The organism is Sporosarcina sp. P17b, assembly GCF_002743115.1.
GTDB classification, from domain to species: Bacteria; Bacillota; Bacilli; order Bacillales_A; family Planococcaceae; genus Sporosarcina; species Sporosarcina ureae_C.
Window position 1 is genome coordinate 53,244 of sequence record NZ_PDYP01000010.1, and the last position, 19,138, is coordinate 72,381.

The window sequence follows — 19,138 nt, forward strand, 5'->3', positions numbered from 1 at the left end:
ACCCTCCATTTCCATGATATACTTCTATTACATGTATATACATATATGTGTAACGCATACTGCTATGAACCCAACTGTAAAAAGAATATGCGTACATGTACCCTAATATAGTGTTGGATAAATTGTCAAGGCTCATTAGAAAGTTAGCTATCTACATTTGAAAGAAGGGGTGAGTGTCGTGAAAAAGGATTTGGATCAAGAACAAGCAAAATATATTATTGATGTATGCGCCAGTGCTAATCTCCGTACGGTATCCGGTTCACTTACACAACTGTACAACCAACTGTTAAAACCTACTGGATTAAAAATCACCCAATATTATATGCTAGGCAATATTTATGCAACGCCAGACATATCCATTAGTAAATTAGGCGAGATTATGTTGTTGGATCAAACGACCGTCACGCGTAACTTAAATATTTTAAACGATTCAGGATATGTACAGATCAAGAGAGCGAAACAGGATTCGCGAATAAAAGTCGTTACGTTAACAGATGTAGGGTATGAGAAATTAAATAACGCTACACCTATTTGGATGCAAGTACAGGAACAAATTGAAGGCTCTATTGGCAAAACAGAGTATATGGATTTGCTGGAGAAGTTGGCTTCATTACAGAAAGTAATAGAAGAGATCAAAAGTTTATCGACATGAAAATGAATCTTCATTCATAAATTGATTGACAACTCAAAAAAATCAAGTAAAATACATGTATATACATGTATTGACGATGTAGGAGTTTTGAAGAGTACGGTTTTTACGTTAGTAACAGATATACACAGAACACATTTTGAAAGCGCTTACGATAAAAGGAGGGTGTTTATGATGAATTTAGTAGAATTGAAAAACAGTATGAGTCTTCCGGTGATTGCTTCCCCGATGTTTATTATTAGTAATCCTAAGACTGTGATTGAGCAATGTAAAGCAGGAATAATTGGTTCTATGCCATCTCTAAACGCAAGACCAGTTGCACAATTTGAAGAGTGGTTGATTGAGATTACAGAAGAATTAGCGGACTATAATGCCAAAAACCCTACTAAACCAGCCGCACCATTTGCGATCAACCAAATCGTTCACCGATCCAACGAAAGATTGCAAGAAGATATGGAGCTGTGTGTAAAGTATAAAGTTCCGATCATTATTACATCTCTTGGTGCGAGGGAAGATGTCTATGAGGCAGCGCATAGTTACGGTGGTATCGTTTTGCATGATGTCATCAATAATATGTTCGCGAAAAAAGCTATTGAAAAAGGGGCAGATGGTTTAATTGCGGTAGCGGCAGGAGCGGGTGGTCATGCTGGTCCGAAAAGCCCGTTCGCACTCATTCAAGAAATCCGTGAATGGTTTGATGGACCACTAGTGCTAGGGGGTTCCATCGCAACTGGCGGAAGCGTATTAGCTGCTGAAGCAATGGGTGCAGACTTTGCATACATCGGATCGCCATTCATCGCCACTGAAGAAGCAAGAGCAGTTGACGAATATAAACAAGCAATTGTAGACGCAACTTCGGATGATATCGTGTATAGCAATTACTTCACAGGTATCCACGGGAATTATTTAGCTACATCTATTCGTGCATCGGGCTTAGACCCTGAAAACTTGCCAGAAAGTGATCCGAGTAAAATGAACTTCGGTGGGGATGCGGGTCAAAAAGCTTGGAAAGATATTTGGGGTTGTGGACAAGGAATTGGTATCATCGATAAAGTACAACCTACAAAAGATTACGTCGCGCAATTGGCTCAGCAATACAATGAGGCAAAGGATCGGTTGGTAGGAGATCGAGTGAACACAGCGAGCAGGTAATACAGAGGGAAAAATAAATCGATTTACGATAAAAAACAAGTATGTCCATCCAGACACGCTTGTTTTTTATTTGTCTACTTAGTGTTTGTGAATGGAATGTGTTTCAATACGGTTGATTTTTAAATCATTCATCGCGGTTTTTTGATAGGTGAATTCAACATCTGATTGGAGTTGTTCGAGTAAAGAGAGGGTTTTGGTTTGTGTTTCCATTAAGGATCCAGTTTGCTGGTAGATAATATCCTGTTTACTTTCCATAGAAGATAACCGTTTATTTGTCAGTTGCTGTTCCTTTTTCACTTCTACCATTTCTGTATTAAGGACATCGACATTAGTCTTGAGTATTTCAACGTCCGACGTGAGTGTGCCAACATCTGACTTAAGCGTACTAACATCCGACTTGAGTGTACTAACATCCGACTTAAGCGTACTAACGTCTGATTTGAGTGTACTAACATCTGACTTAAGCGTACTAACGTCTGATTTGAGTGTACTAACATCTGACTTGAGCGTACTAACGTCTGACTTAAGCGTACTAACATCTGACTTGAGTGCACTAACATCTAACTTAATCTCAGAGACGTCAGTTTTAATGCTTTTCATTTCGCTCAAAATTTGGTGCAATAGAACGTCACTCATTTTCCTCCATCCTTTCGTATGTAATTGATCCTCTCTATATAATAGCATGTATTATATGAAAGACAAACACCATCCTATTGCTAAATCAATTCATTGATTATATACCTTACGGGGTATATAATACATATATAAACAAATGGAGAGGAGTTTTTTACATGTCTGAAAAAGCAACTGTATATGTGTCATCTACTTGCCCTTATTGTACGATGATGACGAATTATCTAGATGAAATCCATGTACCTTACGAGACGATCAATGTCTCTACAAATCCTGAAGAAGGTGAGCGTCTAATGGAAATAACGGGTCAGATGGGCGTTCCACAAACACAGCTGAATGGTAAATGGATAATTGGCTTTGATCCAGCAAGTATTCAAGCTGCACTCGACGCATGAATAAATTCAAACAGATTGTATTTAACCGAGGCTGCACAATTCAAACGGCTGAAGAGATGGAAAAGAAGTTATTTCCACGCTTTTGTATTGGCAACATAGCATTTGCGGTGATGGGTGTGATCCTCGTCATCATAGAATGGACTCACTAATAGGAGGCGCCAAGTATGGGATGGATTATTATAGCACTCATCGTCGGCTTAGTAGTTTGGCGAATGAAACCTGCAAAAGGTGTGCAAACAATTTCGACTGAACAATTAAAAGATAGACTGAATGAGCGGAACGTCCAGTTAATCGATGTACGTTCACCGGCAGAATATACAGGACGTCATATAAAGGAATTTAAGAATATCCCATTGAATCTACTTTCGAATAAAATGGGGACATTGAAGAAAGATCAAGAAGTCATAGTCATCTGTCAAAGCGGCATGCGCAGTTCAAATGCGGCAACACAGCTGAAAAAAGCAGGGTTCGTGAATGTAACGAATGTACGTGGTGGAATGAGCGCGTGGCAAGGCTAATGATAGAAGAAGCGTTTCGAGAATCTTATCTCGAGACGCTTTTTTAATTGGAAATGAAACCAATTACATCAAGTGAAATACAATAGAGTAAAGCCTAGTCTGCACGTACGATTTTTCCGAAAATACATAAGATATGATACACTAAGTTAAAGGTAAAAGGAGGGGGACTTTCCATGATACATGTTGGCCTGACTGGATGGGGAGACCATCCAAGCCTATATAATGAAAATACAGTTGCGAATAAAAAACTTGTAGATTATAGTAAACATTTTCCGATTGTTGAGCTAGATTCGACGTTTTATGCGATACAATCAAAGAAAGTAATGGATAAGTGGAATGAGGAAACGCCTGCTAATTTCCAATTTGTTGTGAAAGCGTATCAAGGCATCACAGGTCATCAGCGTGGAAAACTACCGTATGATTCTGAAGAAGAGATGTTCACACAATTTAAATTGTCGATGACGTCATTTGTCGAAGCGGGTAAGCTTGCGATGGTGCTTGTACAGTTTCCACCTTGGTTCGATTGCAAGAAGGAAAACGTCGAACGCATTCGTTATGTTCACGAACAATTACAACCGTTGCCCATTGCCGTCGAATTTCGCAATCAAACTTGGTACTCACCTGCATATCGAGAGAAGACACTGGATTTCTTGAACGGTCTAAACGTCATTCATGTCGTCTGCGATGAGCCGCAAGTGGGAGATGGAAGTGTGCCACTTGTACCGATTGCGACGGATAAAAAAGTGCTGTTACGTCTCCACGGACGGAATGATAAAGGTTGGGTCAATACGATGGGGGATAGTAAAGCATGGCGTAAAGTGCGCTATCTTTATGATTATAACAATAAAGAATTAGAGAGTATGAGTGAAATCGTCAAACATCTCGAGAAGCAAGCAGAAGAAGTTTTTGTCATTTTTAATAATAACTCTGGTCAGCATGCAGCCAAGAACGCTAAACAGTTTGCAAGTTTAGTCAACATAGAATATGGTCAGCCGCTTACGAAGCAAATGGATTTGTTTGAGGAGGATCAGTAATGGAATTTGTAGTACTCGCTTTAATTGGATTGGCATCGGGTGTAATTGGTTCCATCGCAGGCCTTGGAGGCGGAACCATTTTAGTTCCAGTGACATTGTTTGTCGGTCTGAACCTCGGCATGATTCCCGATATTACGCCGCAGAGTGTAGTCGGTTTGTCGGTCATTATGATGATCGCGAACGGACTTGGTTCGACAGTTTCATATATGAAAGTCAAAACTATTGATTATAAAAGCGCATTTCTATTTTTTGTAGCGAGTATTCCGGGCATCATAATCGGTGCGTTGATTAATAAAAACTTGAGTTTGCAATCATTTAATTTATATTTTGGTATATTGCTCATTGTTTTATCTACACTGTTATTAACAAGAAAATATTTAAAACCGATTCGATGGTTTGTTGACAATGGCAAGAAAATGAAGTTTACTGATCCGCAGGGCAAAACACATATCTATGGCTATCCAATATGGTTTGCGATTCTACTAGCATTATTCATTGGATTTACTTCGGGATTATTCGGAATTGGTGGAGGTACGATGATAGTGCCAGCCATGATTTTACTATTCTTGTTCCCACCACACGTGGCTGTCGCGACATCGATGCTCATGGTATTTTTATCAGCCATCGTCAACTCGATTTCACATATTTCACTAGGTCACGTACCATGGCTCTATACGATTCCTGTTGTGCCAGGAGCTTATTTTGGCGGGATGCTCGGAGCGTACTTAAATAGCAGAATGAAATCAGAAACTTTGGTTTTAGTCATACGCATCATTTTACTCATCTTTGGACTGCGTTCCATTTATGAAGGGATTTGGGGTTGACACTTATGAAGGAAACCGTAGCGACAATTCACATTTATCATACGAATGATGTACATAGTCATTTTGAAAACTGGCCGCAAATTCGCCATTTCCTCTCGCAGCGTAAGCAGCAAGCGGCAGACAATGGCGAAGCATGTTTTTTATTTGATATCGGAGACCATATTGACAGATCTCACCCATTCACAGAAGGAACAGAAGGTAAAGGAAATGTGGAATTATTAAATAAATCAGGATACCACGCTGTAACGATCGGCAACAATGAAGGAATCACCATGTCCAAGGAAGCGTTGAATACATTATATGAAGATGCGAATTTCGATGTAGTGCTCTGCAACTTAAAATATCAAGATGGAGAGCTGCCTCACTGGGCAAAAACGTCTAAAGTGTTTGAGACTGCAGAAGGCGTGCGTGTCGGTGTTATAGGGGCTACAGCTCCGTATTACGCGTTTTATGAACAACTAGGCTGGAGTGTTACTGAACCGCATATAGCATTACAAGAAGTAGCGCGTAACTTGCGCCCTCAATGTGATGTGATTGTTTGCCTCTCCCATTTAGGTATTCATGAAGATCGTCTGCTAGCTGAACAATGCCCAGAAATTGATGTTATTTTGGGCGGCCATACACATCATTTATTGCAAAACGGTGAATGGTTTGATGACACATTGATCGCGGCTGCTGAAAAGTTCGGTCATTATGTCGGACATGTGCAAGTAGATGTGGACCGCATGACGAATCAAGTGATTCATATGAAAGCAGAAGTGTTCCCAACGCAAATGATGGAAATGTCCGAAGAAGACATAAAACAGGTGAATGATTTATTTGCTGAAGGGGAAGAAACTTTACAAGTCCCGGTATTTTATAATCCTTCACCGTTATCACAGCGTTTAACAGGAGATAGTCCATTATCTTCACTGTTTGGTCGGGCGTTACTCGACTATTTGGATGCTGACTGTGCATTATTTAATGCAGGGATTTTCCTTGGTAGTCTAGAGGAAGGATGGATTACAAAAGGTGACTTACATTCCTTATTACCGCATCCCATCAATCCATGTCTTGTTCATTTAGATGGGGCAGAACTGCTGACAATCTACGAGCAATCGCTTGATCCAAAGTGGACAGAGCTTCCAATCAAGGGGCTTGGTTTCCGTGGTACATTAATGGGCAGCATGATTCATGAGCATTTATATGTCAATCATGAAGGGCAATTATTCGCCGGAAATCGATTAGTGAAGCCTGGGGAAAACTACACACTGGCGACGCTTGATATGTTCACGTTCGGCTTTTTCTATCCTTTATTAAAAGAAGCAAAGAAAGAATATGTCATGCCGGAAATGCTTCGTGATGTACTCGGTTGGTACGGCAGAAAATATTTCAATGAACGCTAGTTATGTATGCCTCCTACTTCGCATAATGTGATGTAGGAGGCGTTTTTATGCGGTTTTATACGAATCAAAAACGGCCAAAGAGACACAATTATGGCAAAACCATACTACGATTTGTCATCCCAACCGTTTTAGTAGGGGTGGCGATATTTTTCTATACCGTCAACAAACAACTAACGCCGATCTATACACAGTACGCCGAAGTGCAAACCCAGAAAATAGCCAGTCACGTCATCAGCCAGGCAATCAATAATCGATCTACCAGTGTCTATGATGTCAATGAAATTATTGAAAACGTCCCCGACGATACAACCGACACGGTGACGACGAAGTTCAATGCAGAAATCATTAGCCAAGTTATGTCCGAAATACATCAGCTCGTAGAAGATCATCTAGAGCGAGCAGAGGGCGGAGATCTGGATATGCTACCGCCACTTGGCGATCTTGAATACAATCCCGATCGTATGCAAAAGGAACAGGGCATCGTGTTTTTTGTTCCACTTGGGCAAGCAACCAATATTCCCTTAATTGGTAACTTGGGTCCAAAAATTCCTATCCGTTTCCATGTTGTAGGGGATGTACATGCAAATGTTGAAACTGATATACGAGAATTCGGTATTAACAATGCCTATGTAGAAGTAAATTTGTTGTTGAAAGTGAATGTACAGATCATCGTTCCATTAGCGACAAGCAAGAGTGTCGTAGAGCAGAAAATCCCTATCGCTATTGGCTTGATTAGAGGGAAGGTACCGCAAATTTATTCGAAAGGAGAGCAAATGCCAGCACAAATCGAGGTTCCCCTTGAGAAGACCGAGTAAAAGGGTGTTGTGAACGATGTCGATTATTGCTACACTAAGTACAGAAGAATATCGAGACTTACGTAGAGGCTGCATTGTTTATAAGTACCTAGCGAGAGAGTGACGTCTATGACCGCGAGTGAAAGGAAGCAATGCCGAAGTTTGAGAAGAGTCTGCTTCTCAAGTTGGGGTCATTTCAAAGAGGAATGACACTGTCATACAGCGACAAATGTATGGAGAGCTACAATAGCCAATTGAACTATGATTTATTAACATATTGCTTGTTCAACTGGTCAGCCGACTCCTACACGTGCGTTAGTACTTGTGGAGTGGGCTATTTTTGTGGAGAAAATTCAGAAATACAAAATATTGTCAGCATTCCACTCTTCGAAAGATCTTCTGCATTTCGATATTATCTAGCAACTTGAAAGAGGAGGAATTACAATGATCGGAACGTGGGTCTCTATTTTGCCTCCTATTATCGCCATCGTGATGGTGTTAGCGACGAGGAGAGTATTATTATCATTAGGAGCGGGAATTGTTACAGCAGCTTTACTTTTAGCGAACTTTGCTCCGTTCGAGACACTAAAAGGTGTATGGAGAGCCATGACAGTTTCATTTTGGGATGGCGGACTCAATACGTATAATATATTTATTATGTTATTTCTATTATTACTAGGTGTCATTACGGCATTTGTTAGTCTATCCGGAGGAAGTGCAGCATTTGCGCGCTGGGCTGTCACGCGTATTCGTACAAAACGTGGCGCAAAGCTACTGACAATGGCGCTCGGTATTGCCATATTTGTAGACGATTACTTCAATGCATTGGCAGTTGGCCAGATTGCAAGACCTATTACGGATCAGCATAAGATCTCTCGTGCAAAACTAGCATATTTCATTGATTCTACGTCAGCACCTATCTGTGTCGTGTCACCTATATCCAGTTGGGGCGCGTTTTTGATTGGACAACTAGCACTTATTTTAGGTACGACAGCAGCGGTCAGCTATTCACCGTTGACTGCATTCGTCATGATGGCGCCGATGAATTTTTATGTCATCGCGACATTGTCCATGGTCTTCTTCTTCGCTTGGACGAATAATGACTTCTTTGAAATGAAGAAGCATGAAGATCGTGCCATGAATGAAGGCGAACTGTTTGACCAAAATAAAGAAATACCTGGTCAGCTAAAGGAAGAATTTCCAGAGCATACACACGGTAAAGTACGTGATTTAGTTGCGCCAATCGTGACATTGATTGTGGTAACGCTTGGCATGATGATTTATACGGGTTATAAAGAAGCAGGTATCTTTGATATTTGGGCTATCTTCGAAAACACGGATGTACCGTTCTCCTTGGTAATTGGTGGTACTACAGCTACATTACTAGCTATGTTGTTATATACACTACAAATGAAAGAGAACGAAACAGCAAGCGTTTCATGGATGGGACGCGCATTTGTAAGTGGCGTAAAAGCGATGATGCCTGCGATTTTAATCTTAATCTTTGCTTGGGGATTGACGGAACTTATTGCATCGCTTGATACAGGACTATTCCTTTCTGCAATGGTAGAGCAATTGAATATTCCGGTCGCATTCCTTCCAGTACTGATTTTCGTATTAGCGGGATTAATGGCATTTTCAACAGGTACGTCATGGGGGTCGTTTGGTATCTTGATGCCGATCGCAGGGACGATCATGGTCAATGCAGCACCTGAACTATTATTACCAGCATTAGCAGCAGTTCTTGCTGGTGCGGTATTCGGAGATCATTGTTCACCGATTTCCGATACAACCATCTTATCTTCCACTGGTGCAGGGTGTAATCACATGGATCACGTCTCTACACAATTGCCTTACGCACTCGTTGCTGCGAGTGTTTCAGCGATTGGTTATATTGTTCTAGGAATTACTGGTTCAGTTTGGATTGGACTCGTAGCAGTTATTATTATCTTGATAGTTTTATTCACATACTGGAACGCAAAAGGAAAACAACGCGCTGCGCGAATAGCATAATTTTACGGTTTGGACTAAGGGTGAAGAATACTTCATTCTTAGTCCAAATTTGTTTTGACATCTACTATTCTGCTGTTTATACTAAATATACGGAACTGGAGTTTTCAGAATATATCGAATGGTAACAAGTTTTGTGAAATAACAAAAAGAGAGGAGAGTGTTTAATGGAAACACGCTCACAATGGGGAACAAGGGCCGGTTTTATATTGGCTGCAATCGGGTCTGCTGTCGGACTCGGAAATATCTGGCGCTTTCCTTATGTCGCCTATGAAAATGGCGGTGGCGCATTCTTTATCCCGTACTTATTTGCACTTTTAACAGCGGGTATCCCGATTCTGATCATGGAATTTACAATTGGTCATAAATATCGTGGATCCGCACCTCTTTCATTCTTCCGTTTAAATGGTAAGAAGGCAGAGTTTCTAGGATGGTGGGGGATTTTCGTATCGTTCGTCATCTCCACTTACTATGCTGTGATCATTGCATGGGCAATGAAATACACGATCTATTCATTTAACTTATCTTGGGGAAAAGAACCCGAAGCATTCTTCTTCGGTGATGTTCTGAAATTAGCGGATAACCCAGGAGATGTCGGAGGGATTGTAGGAGGCGTAGCATTGCCACTACTATTCGTTTGGATTATTTGTTACATCATCTTGATCGGTGGAGTCAAGAAAGGGATCGAGTTGGCGAACCGAATATTTATTCCTGTTCTATTCCTTCTATTCTTATTCGTCGTCATCCGTGCCATCACACTTGACGGAGCTATGGTAGGACTTGATGCATTCTTTAAACCGGATGTCGAAAAATTATTGAATCCGCGTGTATGGGTTGCCGCATATGGACATATCTTCTTCAGTTTATCGATTGCCTTTGCGATCATGATTACGTATTCTAGTTATTTGCCGAAGAAATCGGATATTACGAATAACGCATTCATCACAGGTTTTGCGAACTCTTCTGTTGAGTTATTAGCAGGTATCGGGGTATTCGCAGTACTAGGATTCATGGCAACGAATCAAGGGGTAGATGTAGCAGACGTTGCGACAGCGGGTGTAGGTTTAGCCTTTGTCGTGTTCCCTGAAATTATCAATCAAATGCCAGGATTAAATGGCCTGTTCGGCGCATTCTTCTTCCTGTCATTGACACTTGCGGGTATTACTTCACTAATCTCCATTACTGAAACATATATCGCGGGTATGTCAGATAAATTCAATATTTCAAGACGTCGTTCAGTAACTATTGGTGTCGGTCTCTCAGCAGTGATTTCTTTGCTATACGCTACAAATGGCGGTTTGTACTTCCTAGATGTAGCAGATTACTTCATTAACCAATTCGGTATTGCAGTCATCGGTTTAGTTGAAGTTTTCTTACTAGCTTGGGTATTCCGCAAACTCGGAGTGTTCGAACAACATGCCAATGCAGTATCAGATATTCGACTTGGATGGTGGTGGAAGGTTTCACTTTCATTCATCACTCCTATCGTATTAGGTACTATGTTATTCTTCCTAATCAAAGACAATATTGCTGAAAACTATGAAGGGTATCCAACGTCGTTCTTATGGACGATCGGATGGCCAGTAGCGATAGGCGCATTTGTGATGTCGATTGTATTCACATCATTAAAATGGAGAAACAACACAAGAATTACATCAGATTACGATGAAGACAAAGGGGGGCTATAAATGGATACAGGAATGAGCGGTTCTGCAATCCTTATGATGCTAGTCGGAGTGACGATCATCTGGGGCGGTCTATTTATTAGCATCTTTTATGCTACAATCCTCAGCAAGTTCAAAAAGAAGTTCAAAGTTGAACAGTAAACGATCTACACCTGCAGCCAGCTAGTTGGTTGCAGGTGTTTTTTTAATAGTGAAGCGTCACTAATTTCACTTTTATTGTCATGTATAATCTGTGTCATATATAATTGAAGCTTATCTGAATTTATGTTACATTGACATGAGTAGAATCTATCAACAGAATGGAGTCGGTAGCGTTGTCATGCAAACCTGAGACAGGAAGAAAATCTGAGCATGTTAGAAAGCCGGATTGGCTGAAGATTAAGCTAAACACCAATGAGAACTATACAGGTTTAAAGAAGTTAATGCGCGAGAAAAACTTGAATACTGTGTGTGAAGAAGCACGTTGTCCAAACATTCACGAGTGCTGGGGAGAGCGACGTACAGCTACTTTCATGATCCTCGGTGCTGTATGTACACGCGCATGCCGTTTTTGTGCAGTTAAAACAGGTCTACCAAATGAACTGGACACTGCTGAACCAGAACGTGTAGCGGAATCAGTTGAATTGATGAACTTGAAACACGCTGTAGTCACGGCTGTTGCGCGTGATGATCTCAAAGATGGCGGCTCTGCTATTTTTGCGGAAACGATCCGTGCAATTCGTAGAAAAAATCCATTTACATCTATTGAAGTATTGCCTTCAGATATGGGTGGAGATAAAGAAAACTTGCAACGTTTGATGGATGCAAAACCAGATATATTAAACCATAATATTGAAACTGTGCGTCGCTTGACTCCAAGAATTCGCGCGCGTGCAACGTATGATCGTTCACTTGAACTACTTCAACGTGCGAAAGAAATGTATCCTGAGATTCCGACGAAGTCTTCATTGATGGTCGGACTTGGAGAGACTGTGGAAGAGATCATTGAGACAATGGATGATCTTCGTGCGCATGACGTAGATATCATGACAATTGGTCAGTACTTACAACCAACAAAAAAACACGCAAAAGTGGTAAAGTATTATTCGCCTGATGAGTTTGGTGAATTGCGTAAAATCGCAATGACTAAAGGATTCTCTCATTGTGAGGCGGGGCCGCTTGTACGCTCAAGCTACCACGCAGACGAGCAAGTAAATGCTTCGGCTAAAGAGAAACAGCGCCAAGGTGACGAGCTGCTGAAACTTGAAGGACAAGCGAGCAGTTAAATGGAAGTGAAGCAGAGTATGGTTATTTTAGAGAACATGCAGTATGAAATCGTAGAAGAGTTTCGCGAAGGTTTCGATGAAGAGGCCTTGAATGAACGTTTTAGCGAAGTACTGTTAAAGTATGACTTTATTTTGGGCGACTGGGGATATGGACAATTACGATTAAAAGGCTTTTTTGAAGATCGTAATTCCAAATCCACTTACGAAACAAAAATTAGTACTGTCCAAGATTATATCTATGAATACTGCAACTTTGGCTGCGCTTATTTCATCTTGAAGAAGATTGGAAAAGTAAAGCCTGAACCGATAGAAGCAGAAGTAGTGGAAGAAGTAAAACCTGAAGCCGAATCTGCTCCTAAAGAACAACAATAAAAATGAAGGCTTCGAGCAAATTTGCTCGGAGCTTTTATTCGTCTGGCTGAAAATATGGTAAGATAGGAACATGAAGTATACGAGGAGGAAGAACAGTATGTATTTTGTAGATCAAAATGAAATCAATAAAACATTAGTGTATATGGAGCAGTTGATCAATACGTTTGAAAAGGAAACGGACTGGCAGCAAAGCGAAGTAAATAAACTAGCTTTAGAGCGGATTGCACATGGCTTAATTGAAGGAATTATTGATGTAGGTAATTCTATGATCGACGGATTCATCATGCGTGATCCAGGTAGTTACGACGATATCATTGATATTCTTGAAGATGAAAAAGTCATTCAATCTGAGCAAGCTGTGCCTCTGAAAGCTTTCATCTCTTTACGTCCAATGATTGTGCGTCAATTCGTAGAGGTCGACTCAAGTAAAGTAGAGACATCGATTCGCGATACATCCAAAGAACTAAAACAATTCCCAGGACAAGTCCGTGACTACTTAACGAATGAATTAGGCCCAGTCTCGGCGTTTCTACCAACTGAATGATGAAACAATATAAAGCCTATTGCTTCGATTTGGATGGCACGATGTATAGAGGGACTGAACCGATACAGGAAGCTGTAGATTTCGTTGCAACGTGCCAAGCGCAAGGCAAGGACACATACTTTATTACGAACAACGCGGCTCTTACACGCACTGCTCAACAGGAGAAACTAGCGAGTTTTGGGGTACAGACAGAAGTCGATTACATCATGAATTCAGCGACTGCACTGGCGCGTTACTGTGCCCTACATTACGCAGGCGCTAACGTGATGATGATTGGTGAAGCAGGATTGCGAGAAGCGCTAGAAATCGAGCACATCAACATTACCACGACGAATCCCGATGTCGTCTTAATGGGACTTGACCGCCAGATTACATACGGCAAACTCGCGGATGCCTGTCTGGCGATACGTAGCGGTGCACATTTCTTAGGCACCAATCAAGACGTCAAATTCCCGACCGAAAAGGGACTCGTACCAGGTAACGGTTCGTTCTTAAAAATGATGGAAGCAGCAACTGAAACAAAGCCACTCATCGTAGGAAAGCCCGAGCCGCATATGCTGGAGTTCATCCAGCAGCAGGGGATGTACAAGAAAGAAGATATGATCCTCATCGGCGACAACTACGATACAGACATCATGGCGGGCATCCGCTACGGTATCGACACGGCGTACGTTGCGACAGGGGTCACACCAATGGAAGAAGTGCTAGAAAAAGCACAGCAACCCACGTATCTACTGAACTCACTTGCAGATTGGCCAATTAACTAAAAAGTTATCCGGGAGTCTTAGTACATAGACTCCCTGGGTAACTTTTTTAATGCGCAAATGAGTAGCTGACAGAGTGTTGGCGTGGGGATTTAGTGCCAACATGTGCTCCTAACGCTTCGCTTTTACTCGAAAAAGCCGTCCTTCGCTACGGCTTTCGCTCCAATCCCTTGCAATGCGAGTGGTTGATACTTTTTGTTGTGCATTGAAGTTATGGTTGTGATTAATGTTGAGCTTGCGAGGCTATGAGCGGTTATCCAGGTTCTATGATCACTTAGATGAATCTATGAGCACTCGTGGCGTCTGATAGAGCGGATAGTGTGTGCTATAGAGCACAAAAAGTGTTCTATGAGCGCTCAAACGGATTCTATGAGCGAAAGCTGGACGCTGGAGCTTCAATCCCTTGCAATGCGAGTGGGTGATACTTTTTTTGTGCATTAAACTTAGGATTGTAAATAATGTTGAGCTTTCGAGGCTATGAGCGGTTATCCAGGTTCTATGATCACTTAGATGAATCTATGAGCACTCGTGGCGTCTGATAGAGCGGATTGTGCGTGTAATAGAGCGCAAAATGAGTTCTATGAGCGCTCAAACGGATTCTATGAGCGAAAGCTGGACGCTGGAGCTTCCATCCCGAACCACTCTCAAACTCACTCACTATTCCTAAGCTCTTGCTTTTGACCTTATCGTACTCACCAATTTACTCCTTAATTCCATCATCTATCAGGGATTGAAAAAAGACGTCCAAGAAGCACTACACTTCCCAAACGTCTCAAGCATTCTATTTGTATTAAAAAAGTGGATTCTCCTCAATGAACTGATAAATACGCTTCGTCAATTCATCCGCAGTATCCGCTTCGACAAGTTCACCATTAACTAGCGCATACAACGTATCACTACACTTCGTACAATAGCTCAAACAACCATATTCCAACACGTCAACGTTCGGATCACGCTCCAACGCCTCAAATACAGGGTAGGAACCATTGGCCAAATTACTGATACAAAACTCCACGATGGGATTCATCTTTCTCACCTCGCCTACTAGAAATGGTACTCTTTTTTTGCAAATGCGTCAATGAACTTGGCATATTGTGAAAGTCATCACAAACTGCTATAATAGCAAATGAGATGCACGAGAAAAATAGACATAGAAGGAGAACATAATGAGAAAATTACTTTTACTAGGTGCCGGCTATGGTAATATGAGAATTTTATTGCGTTTGCTAAATAAAGAATTATCAACTGATATCGAAATTACACTTGTCGATAGAACCCTGTTTCATAGTTTGAAAACTGAATTTTATGCACTGGCAGCAGGAACGGTTCCTGACTCGGATGTTCGCGTAGCGATTCCAGTTCATGAACAATTGAAAGTGGTAGAAGGCGAAATTCAAGAGATCAAGCCCGAAGAACAAGAAGTATTATTAGCAGATGGACGAGCACTACCTTACGATGAATTGGTTATAGGACTAGGTAGCGAAGACAATTATCACAACGTGCCTGGTGCTGCTGAACACACACTGAGTATCCAAACAATCGGTAAATCACGTAAGACGTATCAGACATTGCTAGGTTTAGGCGGTGGTGCAACGGTAGGAATTGTAGGCGCTGGACTAAGTGGGATCGAGTTAGCTAGTGAATTGCGTGAGAGTCGTCCTGACTTGAATATTAAATTATTCGACCGTAGCCCACGTATTTTACGAGACTTCCCTGAGCGATTGAGTAACTTCGTCAAAGGATGGTTTGATCAGAACGAAGTAGAAGTCGTTGCGAATTCAAACATCACGAAAGTGGGCGAACATGTCCTATATAACCATGAAGATACGATTGATGTAGACGCAGTCGTTTGGACGGCTGGTATTAAACCAGGTAAAGTTGTGGATGATTTAATCGTTCAAAAAGACCGTTCAGGCCGAATTGTACTCAATCAATATCACCAAATTCCGAGCTATCCTAATATTTACGTTGTAGGGGATATTGCTGCGCTTCCACACGCACCAAGCGCTCAGTTGGCTGAAGTACAAGGAGAGCAAATTGTTCAAGTACTACGCTCTACTTGGAAGGGTGAACCACTGATGCTTGAAATGCCTGAATTAAAACTAAAAGGCTTCATGGGTTCATTAGGAAAGAAACAAGGATTTGCATACTTGGCAGATCGTACTGTTACCGGCAGAATCGCACGTCTAATGAAATCTGGTTTGCTATGGATGTACAAATGGCATAATGGCTAATATGGGGTATGTAAAAGTCACTTCAAAAGAGGTGGCTTCTTCTTATGCATTATTTTCCGGAGCTAGTAAGTACATACAAAAGAAGCGACATGTTCACCAAGAACGTGTCGCTTCTTCAAATATATAGATTTCGTGTTCTCAATTAATCAAGCAAATTATCAATTTATCCTGCGTGGTAACCATGTGATTCCAATGCATTAAAAACAGGCTTCAGCTGGATATGACCTTCGCCAATCATTTCGTCATTAATCAGTACAAGTGGATAAAAGTACTCATCATCCCGGATTTTTTCTGCAATTTCTTGCTGGCGAGATTCTGCTAATTCTTGATCAATATCGATATACGTAATAGTAAAAGGCTGGTCAGGGTACTTTCTTGAAATTGCCGCCTCAAGCCATTCATACGTATCTTTAGAAGAAGGTGCATTTACACAACTTGCGCAGATGATTTCTGCTCCATAAACTTCAATTGTTGCAGGTGATTGTGACATATTAGTCAATCCTCCGATTCATTATTGGATTTTTTCTGCTTGGCAGTTTATAATAAGTATAAGGAAAGGAGAGTGTGATTACAATGACAACAGATACTAAATTATATGAGCCCGTAACAGAAGTGCTAAATAAATTACGTCCATTCCTTTTGCGAGACGGTGGGGACTGCGAATTAGTGGATATTGACGAAGGAATTGTGAAGCTGCGCCTTTTAGGAGCTTGCGGAACATGCCCGAGTTCAACAATTACATTAAAAGCTGGTATTGAGCGCGCATTACTTGAAGAAGTACCAGGTGTAGTAGAAGTAGAACAGGTCTTTTAATTTCACCAAGAGAAAAGCCGTGTAAATGAAGTTTTATCTTCTTTGCACGGCTTTCATTATTCAACTTGTTTTAGGAACGGCTTCTTCATCCCGAATTTCTTGCCAACGATCTTTGGCCATTTGGATTATCTTAGGTTCAGTCGATCTTTTTTGTGTTTCGATGACACGAGAAAAGTTTCGAATGGCTTCTGCACGATCATGGATACGCCAAGATAGTTCGGCAATTAGATATTGTACGCGGGTCTCAGACATTTGTGTTCCTATATAATCACCTTCAGAGAATGCCTGTATATATAGGTCACGGGAAATCTTTAGGTACCGCATTTCTTTAGGGAGATTTTCATCTTCCCGATAGATCCAAGCTATACGTAACATCATGCCTGCCATAGTTAAATGCTTTTCCTTTTTGAAGTTGGCACTTAGGTAGGCTAATTTATAGGCTTCCACTGCTTGCTTTTTTGTACGTTCGCCTCCAAATGACCGGCTATGCCATTTAGCTGTTATATTTTCAGCGATCATTTCTTTTGTGCCAGGTGCAAAATACGGAGCGAAATCATCAGTGAAGGCAAAACCGCAATGTGGGCAAACGGCAACGTTATAAAAAATAGGGTTAATTTCCTTATCTATGTAAATAGGTCTAAAATCGCTATCGTGGTCGATTACTCTTACTTGGCGTGAACGGATTTTAGTAGTAGGAAAATGCTCTTTACAAAGTAAACAATGCATTTTCTTCTCGTAAAATGGGCTGATTTCCACTAATATCATTCCTTTCTGTCCTGAGTCTTATTATACATTAAAATAGACCTAGTAGGGGGACTATTTGTTTGCATTGTGATGAAAAAGATTGATATGATAAAAAGAAAACGTGGAAAGTGAGTGGTAGATATGACAAATACAGTAGAAATTACAGAAGCAGCAGCATTTCACGTGAAAAAGATGATGGAACACAATGAAGAAGAAGGTTCTTTCTTGCGCGTTTCCGTTAATGGCGGAGGTTGCAGCGGGTTAACATATGGTCTAGGCTTTGCACAAGAAAAAGAAGCAGATGATATTTCTTATACAGCACACGGAATTCCTGTAGTGGTGAAAGAAGAGGATGCAGCTATTCTCGTAGGTACGAAAGTGGATTATAAGGAATCTTTAATGGGTGGCGGTTTCACGATCGACAATCCAAACGCGATTGCGAACTGTGGTTGCGGTACTTCATTCAGAACAGCTAAAAAAGCTGGCGCACCTGCAGAATGCGATTAACAGTTGGAATGCAATACTCGCATCATCCTAAAAAAGTGAGAAAGTAAACCTCTTTGATTTGTCTGTTGCTACAACAGAACAAGTCAAAGAGGCTTTTTTATATAGTTAGAAACTGACAAAGTTGTCCCGCAGTTAAATGACTACCGTATCAAAATAATATAAAGGCTCGGCTTAATAAGTCGCCTGCATTATAGAAAATCATTTCTTGCATACATTCATCCATGAACTCATTAAGTTTTTACTGCTATATGTCGAATAAAGCGATACACTAATATAGTACAAGTGTAGAGTAGTAAAAGTTTTAATATAAAAGTATTGAATACATTCTCTTTAAATAATATAAAAGTAGGTGAATACGATGGGGAAATATCATTTGGATTCCAAAGGTAAGATGGCAGTAGCGAAGTATCATGAAAAAAATAAACCAGCCCAATTTGATAAAAAACAACAACTTGAAAAAATACGTTTGGATTATTTGGAGAAAAAGCAAAATCAAAAAGAAAAGTAATATTTTGGATAACGTTTTTACGATTATTAACTTCATATAATTACAGATTATAGTTGCGGTACTTCATTTATCCAGACCTAAGAAAGCCTGCGATTTAGCGGTTGCAAGTGAAATAAGCCAGACAAATCGAGAGAAATCCGGTAGAATTATCCATGGAGAATTCTACTAATTAAATTTGATTATTTGCATAATATCAATTGTGTTGAAATACTCGCTCAAAAGGTCTACTATAAGTAATGAAAGTAAGATTAAATTAATATCAAACTAAATGCCGGCACTGCAAAACCAAGTTAGATTGATTTTACACG

24 protein-coding genes and 1 riboswitch are annotated in these 19,138 nt (G+C 40.7%); of the genes, 20 read left to right on the top strand and 4 right to left on the bottom strand.

The window, feature by feature from the left end:
* Positions 1–178: 178 nt before the first annotated feature.
* The gene (locus CSV76_RS12070; RefSeq protein ID WP_099625731.1) at positions 179–652 is read left to right on the top strand and encodes a MarR family winged helix-turn-helix transcriptional regulator; all 474 of its coding nucleotides are present in this window, start codon (positions 179–181) and stop codon (positions 650–652) included.
* A 168-nt stretch (positions 653–820) separates the two neighbouring features.
* Positions 821–1,801, top strand: a complete 981-nt coding sequence (locus CSV76_RS12075; RefSeq protein ID WP_099625732.1) for an NAD(P)H-dependent flavin oxidoreductase — start codon at positions 821–823, stop codon at positions 1,799–1,801.
* Between the two features lie 78 nt (positions 1,802–1,879).
* Here the strand turns inward: CSV76_RS12075 and CSV76_RS12080 are convergent, their stop codons facing one another.
* Positions 1,880–2,401, bottom strand: a complete 522-nt coding sequence (locus tag CSV76_RS12080) for a coiled-coil domain-containing protein (RefSeq protein WP_158232799.1) — start codon at positions 2,399–2,401, stop codon at positions 1,880–1,882.
* 191 nt (positions 2,402–2,592) lie between these two features.
* On the opposite strand from CSV76_RS12080, the gene CSV76_RS12085 reads away from it, so the two are divergent.
* From CSV76_RS12085 to CSV76_RS12140, 14 genes are all read left to right on the top strand, one after another.
* Positions 2,593–2,829: a glutaredoxin family protein gene (locus CSV76_RS12085; protein ID WP_085426808.1), complete on the top strand. Its 237-nt coding sequence runs from the start codon at positions 2,593–2,595 to the stop codon at positions 2,827–2,829.
* Positions 2,826–2,978: a hypothetical protein gene (locus CSV76_RS17345; protein WP_157129922.1), complete on the top strand. Its 153-nt coding sequence runs from the start codon at positions 2,826–2,828 to the stop codon at positions 2,976–2,978. Before CSV76_RS12085 ends, CSV76_RS17345 begins: the two co-directional genes overlap by 4 nt.
* A 15-nt stretch (positions 2,979–2,993) precedes the next feature.
* Entirely contained in the window at positions 2,994–3,347 is a 354-nt protein-coding gene (locus CSV76_RS12090; protein ID WP_085426807.1) for a rhodanese-like domain-containing protein, read from the top strand.
* Positions 3,348–3,520: 173 nt separating this feature from the next.
* Complete coding sequence (locus CSV76_RS12095; RefSeq protein ID WP_099625733.1) at positions 3,521–4,381, top strand: DUF72 domain-containing protein; 861 nt, start codon at positions 3,521–3,523, stop codon at positions 4,379–4,381.
* Complete coding sequence (locus tag CSV76_RS12100; protein ID WP_085426805.1) at positions 4,381–5,205, top strand: sulfite exporter TauE/SafE family protein; 825 nt, start codon at positions 4,381–4,383, stop codon at positions 5,203–5,205. The genes CSV76_RS12095 and CSV76_RS12100 overlap by 1 nt, the downstream gene beginning before the upstream one ends.
* A gap of 5 nt (positions 5,206–5,210) precedes the next feature.
* Complete coding sequence (locus CSV76_RS12105) at positions 5,211–6,590, top strand: bifunctional metallophosphatase/5'-nucleotidase (protein ID WP_233192391.1); 1,380 nt, start codon at positions 5,211–5,213, stop codon at positions 6,588–6,590.
* A 47-nt stretch (positions 6,591–6,637) separates the two neighbouring features.
* Positions 6,638–7,405 carry a sporulation protein YunB gene (gene yunB / locus CSV76_RS12110; RefSeq protein ID WP_085426803.1) on the top strand — a complete coding sequence of 256 codons (768 nt, stop codon included), beginning with the start codon at positions 6,638–6,640 and terminating at the stop codon, positions 7,403–7,405.
* A 55-nt stretch (positions 7,406–7,460) separates the two neighbouring features.
* Positions 7,461–7,636: riboswitch (Lysine riboswitch) on the top strand.
* A gap of 192 nt (positions 7,637–7,828) precedes the next feature.
* Entirely contained in the window at positions 7,829–9,397 is a 1,569-nt protein-coding gene (locus tag CSV76_RS12115) for a Na+/H+ antiporter NhaC family protein (protein WP_085426802.1), read from the top strand.
* Between the two features lie 164 nt (positions 9,398–9,561).
* Positions 9,562–11,082, top strand: a complete 1,521-nt coding sequence (locus tag CSV76_RS12120) for a sodium-dependent transporter (protein WP_099625735.1) — start codon at positions 9,562–9,564, stop codon at positions 11,080–11,082.
* Positions 11,083–11,220 (top strand): MetS family NSS transporter small subunit, encoded by a 138-nt coding sequence (locus tag CSV76_RS17130; RefSeq protein WP_232319588.1) that lies wholly within the window; start codon positions 11,083–11,085, stop codon positions 11,218–11,220.
* 158 nt (positions 11,221–11,378) lie between these two features.
* Positions 11,379–12,344, top strand: a complete 966-nt coding sequence (gene lipA, locus CSV76_RS12125; RefSeq protein WP_085426800.1) for a lipoyl synthase — start codon at positions 11,379–11,381, stop codon at positions 12,342–12,344.
* An 18-nt stretch (positions 12,345–12,362) separates the two neighbouring features.
* A complete protein-coding gene (locus tag CSV76_RS12130) occupies positions 12,363–12,716 on the top strand; it encodes a YutD family protein (protein WP_085428986.1) in 354 nt (117 codons plus the stop codon).
* A gap of 97 nt (positions 12,717–12,813) precedes the next feature.
* Positions 12,814–13,260: a DUF86 domain-containing protein gene (locus tag CSV76_RS12135; protein WP_085426799.1), complete on the top strand. Its 447-nt coding sequence runs from the start codon at positions 12,814–12,816 to the stop codon at positions 13,258–13,260.
* Entirely contained in the window at positions 13,257–14,027 is a 771-nt protein-coding gene (locus tag CSV76_RS12140; protein WP_335696122.1) for a TIGR01457 family HAD-type hydrolase, read from the top strand. The genes CSV76_RS12135 and CSV76_RS12140 overlap by 4 nt, the downstream gene beginning before the upstream one ends.
* Positions 14,028–14,814: 787 nt before the next feature.
* Here the strand turns inward: CSV76_RS12140 and CSV76_RS12145 are convergent.
* Positions 14,815–15,051 (bottom strand): YuzB family protein, encoded by a 237-nt coding sequence (locus CSV76_RS12145; protein WP_085426798.1) that lies wholly within the window; start codon positions 15,049–15,051, stop codon positions 14,815–14,817.
* A gap of 139 nt (positions 15,052–15,190) precedes the next feature.
* On the opposite strand from CSV76_RS12145, the gene CSV76_RS12150 reads away from it, so the two are divergent.
* Positions 15,191–16,258 carry an NAD(P)/FAD-dependent oxidoreductase gene (locus tag CSV76_RS12150; protein WP_085426797.1) on the top strand — a complete coding sequence of 356 codons (1,068 nt, stop codon included), beginning with the start codon at positions 15,191–15,193 and terminating at the stop codon, positions 16,256–16,258.
* A gap of 163 nt (positions 16,259–16,421) precedes the next feature.
* Here the strand turns inward: CSV76_RS12150 and CSV76_RS12155 are convergent, their stop codons facing one another.
* Positions 16,422–16,748: a YuzD family protein gene (locus CSV76_RS12155; RefSeq protein ID WP_085426796.1), complete on the bottom strand. Its 327-nt coding sequence runs from the start codon at positions 16,746–16,748 to the stop codon at positions 16,422–16,424.
* 83 nt (positions 16,749–16,831) lie between these two features.
* Between CSV76_RS12155 and CSV76_RS12160 the strand changes: the two genes are divergently transcribed.
* A complete protein-coding gene (locus CSV76_RS12160; protein WP_085426795.1) occupies positions 16,832–17,071 on the top strand; it encodes a NifU family protein in 240 nt (79 codons plus the stop codon).
* 60 nt (positions 17,072–17,131) lie between these two features.
* Here the strand turns inward: CSV76_RS12160 and CSV76_RS12165 are convergent, their stop codons facing one another.
* Positions 17,132–17,836: a DUF2225 domain-containing protein gene (locus CSV76_RS12165; protein WP_099625736.1), complete on the bottom strand. Its 705-nt coding sequence runs from the start codon at positions 17,834–17,836 to the stop codon at positions 17,132–17,134.
* Between the two features lie 120 nt (positions 17,837–17,956).
* Between CSV76_RS12165 and CSV76_RS12170 the strand changes: the two genes are divergently transcribed.
* Positions 17,957–18,322, top strand: a complete 366-nt coding sequence (locus CSV76_RS12170; RefSeq protein ID WP_085426793.1) for a HesB/IscA family protein — start codon at positions 17,957–17,959, stop codon at positions 18,320–18,322.
* A 358-nt stretch (positions 18,323–18,680) separates the two neighbouring features.
* Positions 18,681–18,830, top strand: a complete 150-nt coding sequence (locus CSV76_RS17555) for a hypothetical protein (protein ID WP_099625737.1) — start codon at positions 18,681–18,683, stop codon at positions 18,828–18,830.
* The last annotated feature ends 308 nt before the right edge of the window (positions 18,831–19,138 follow it).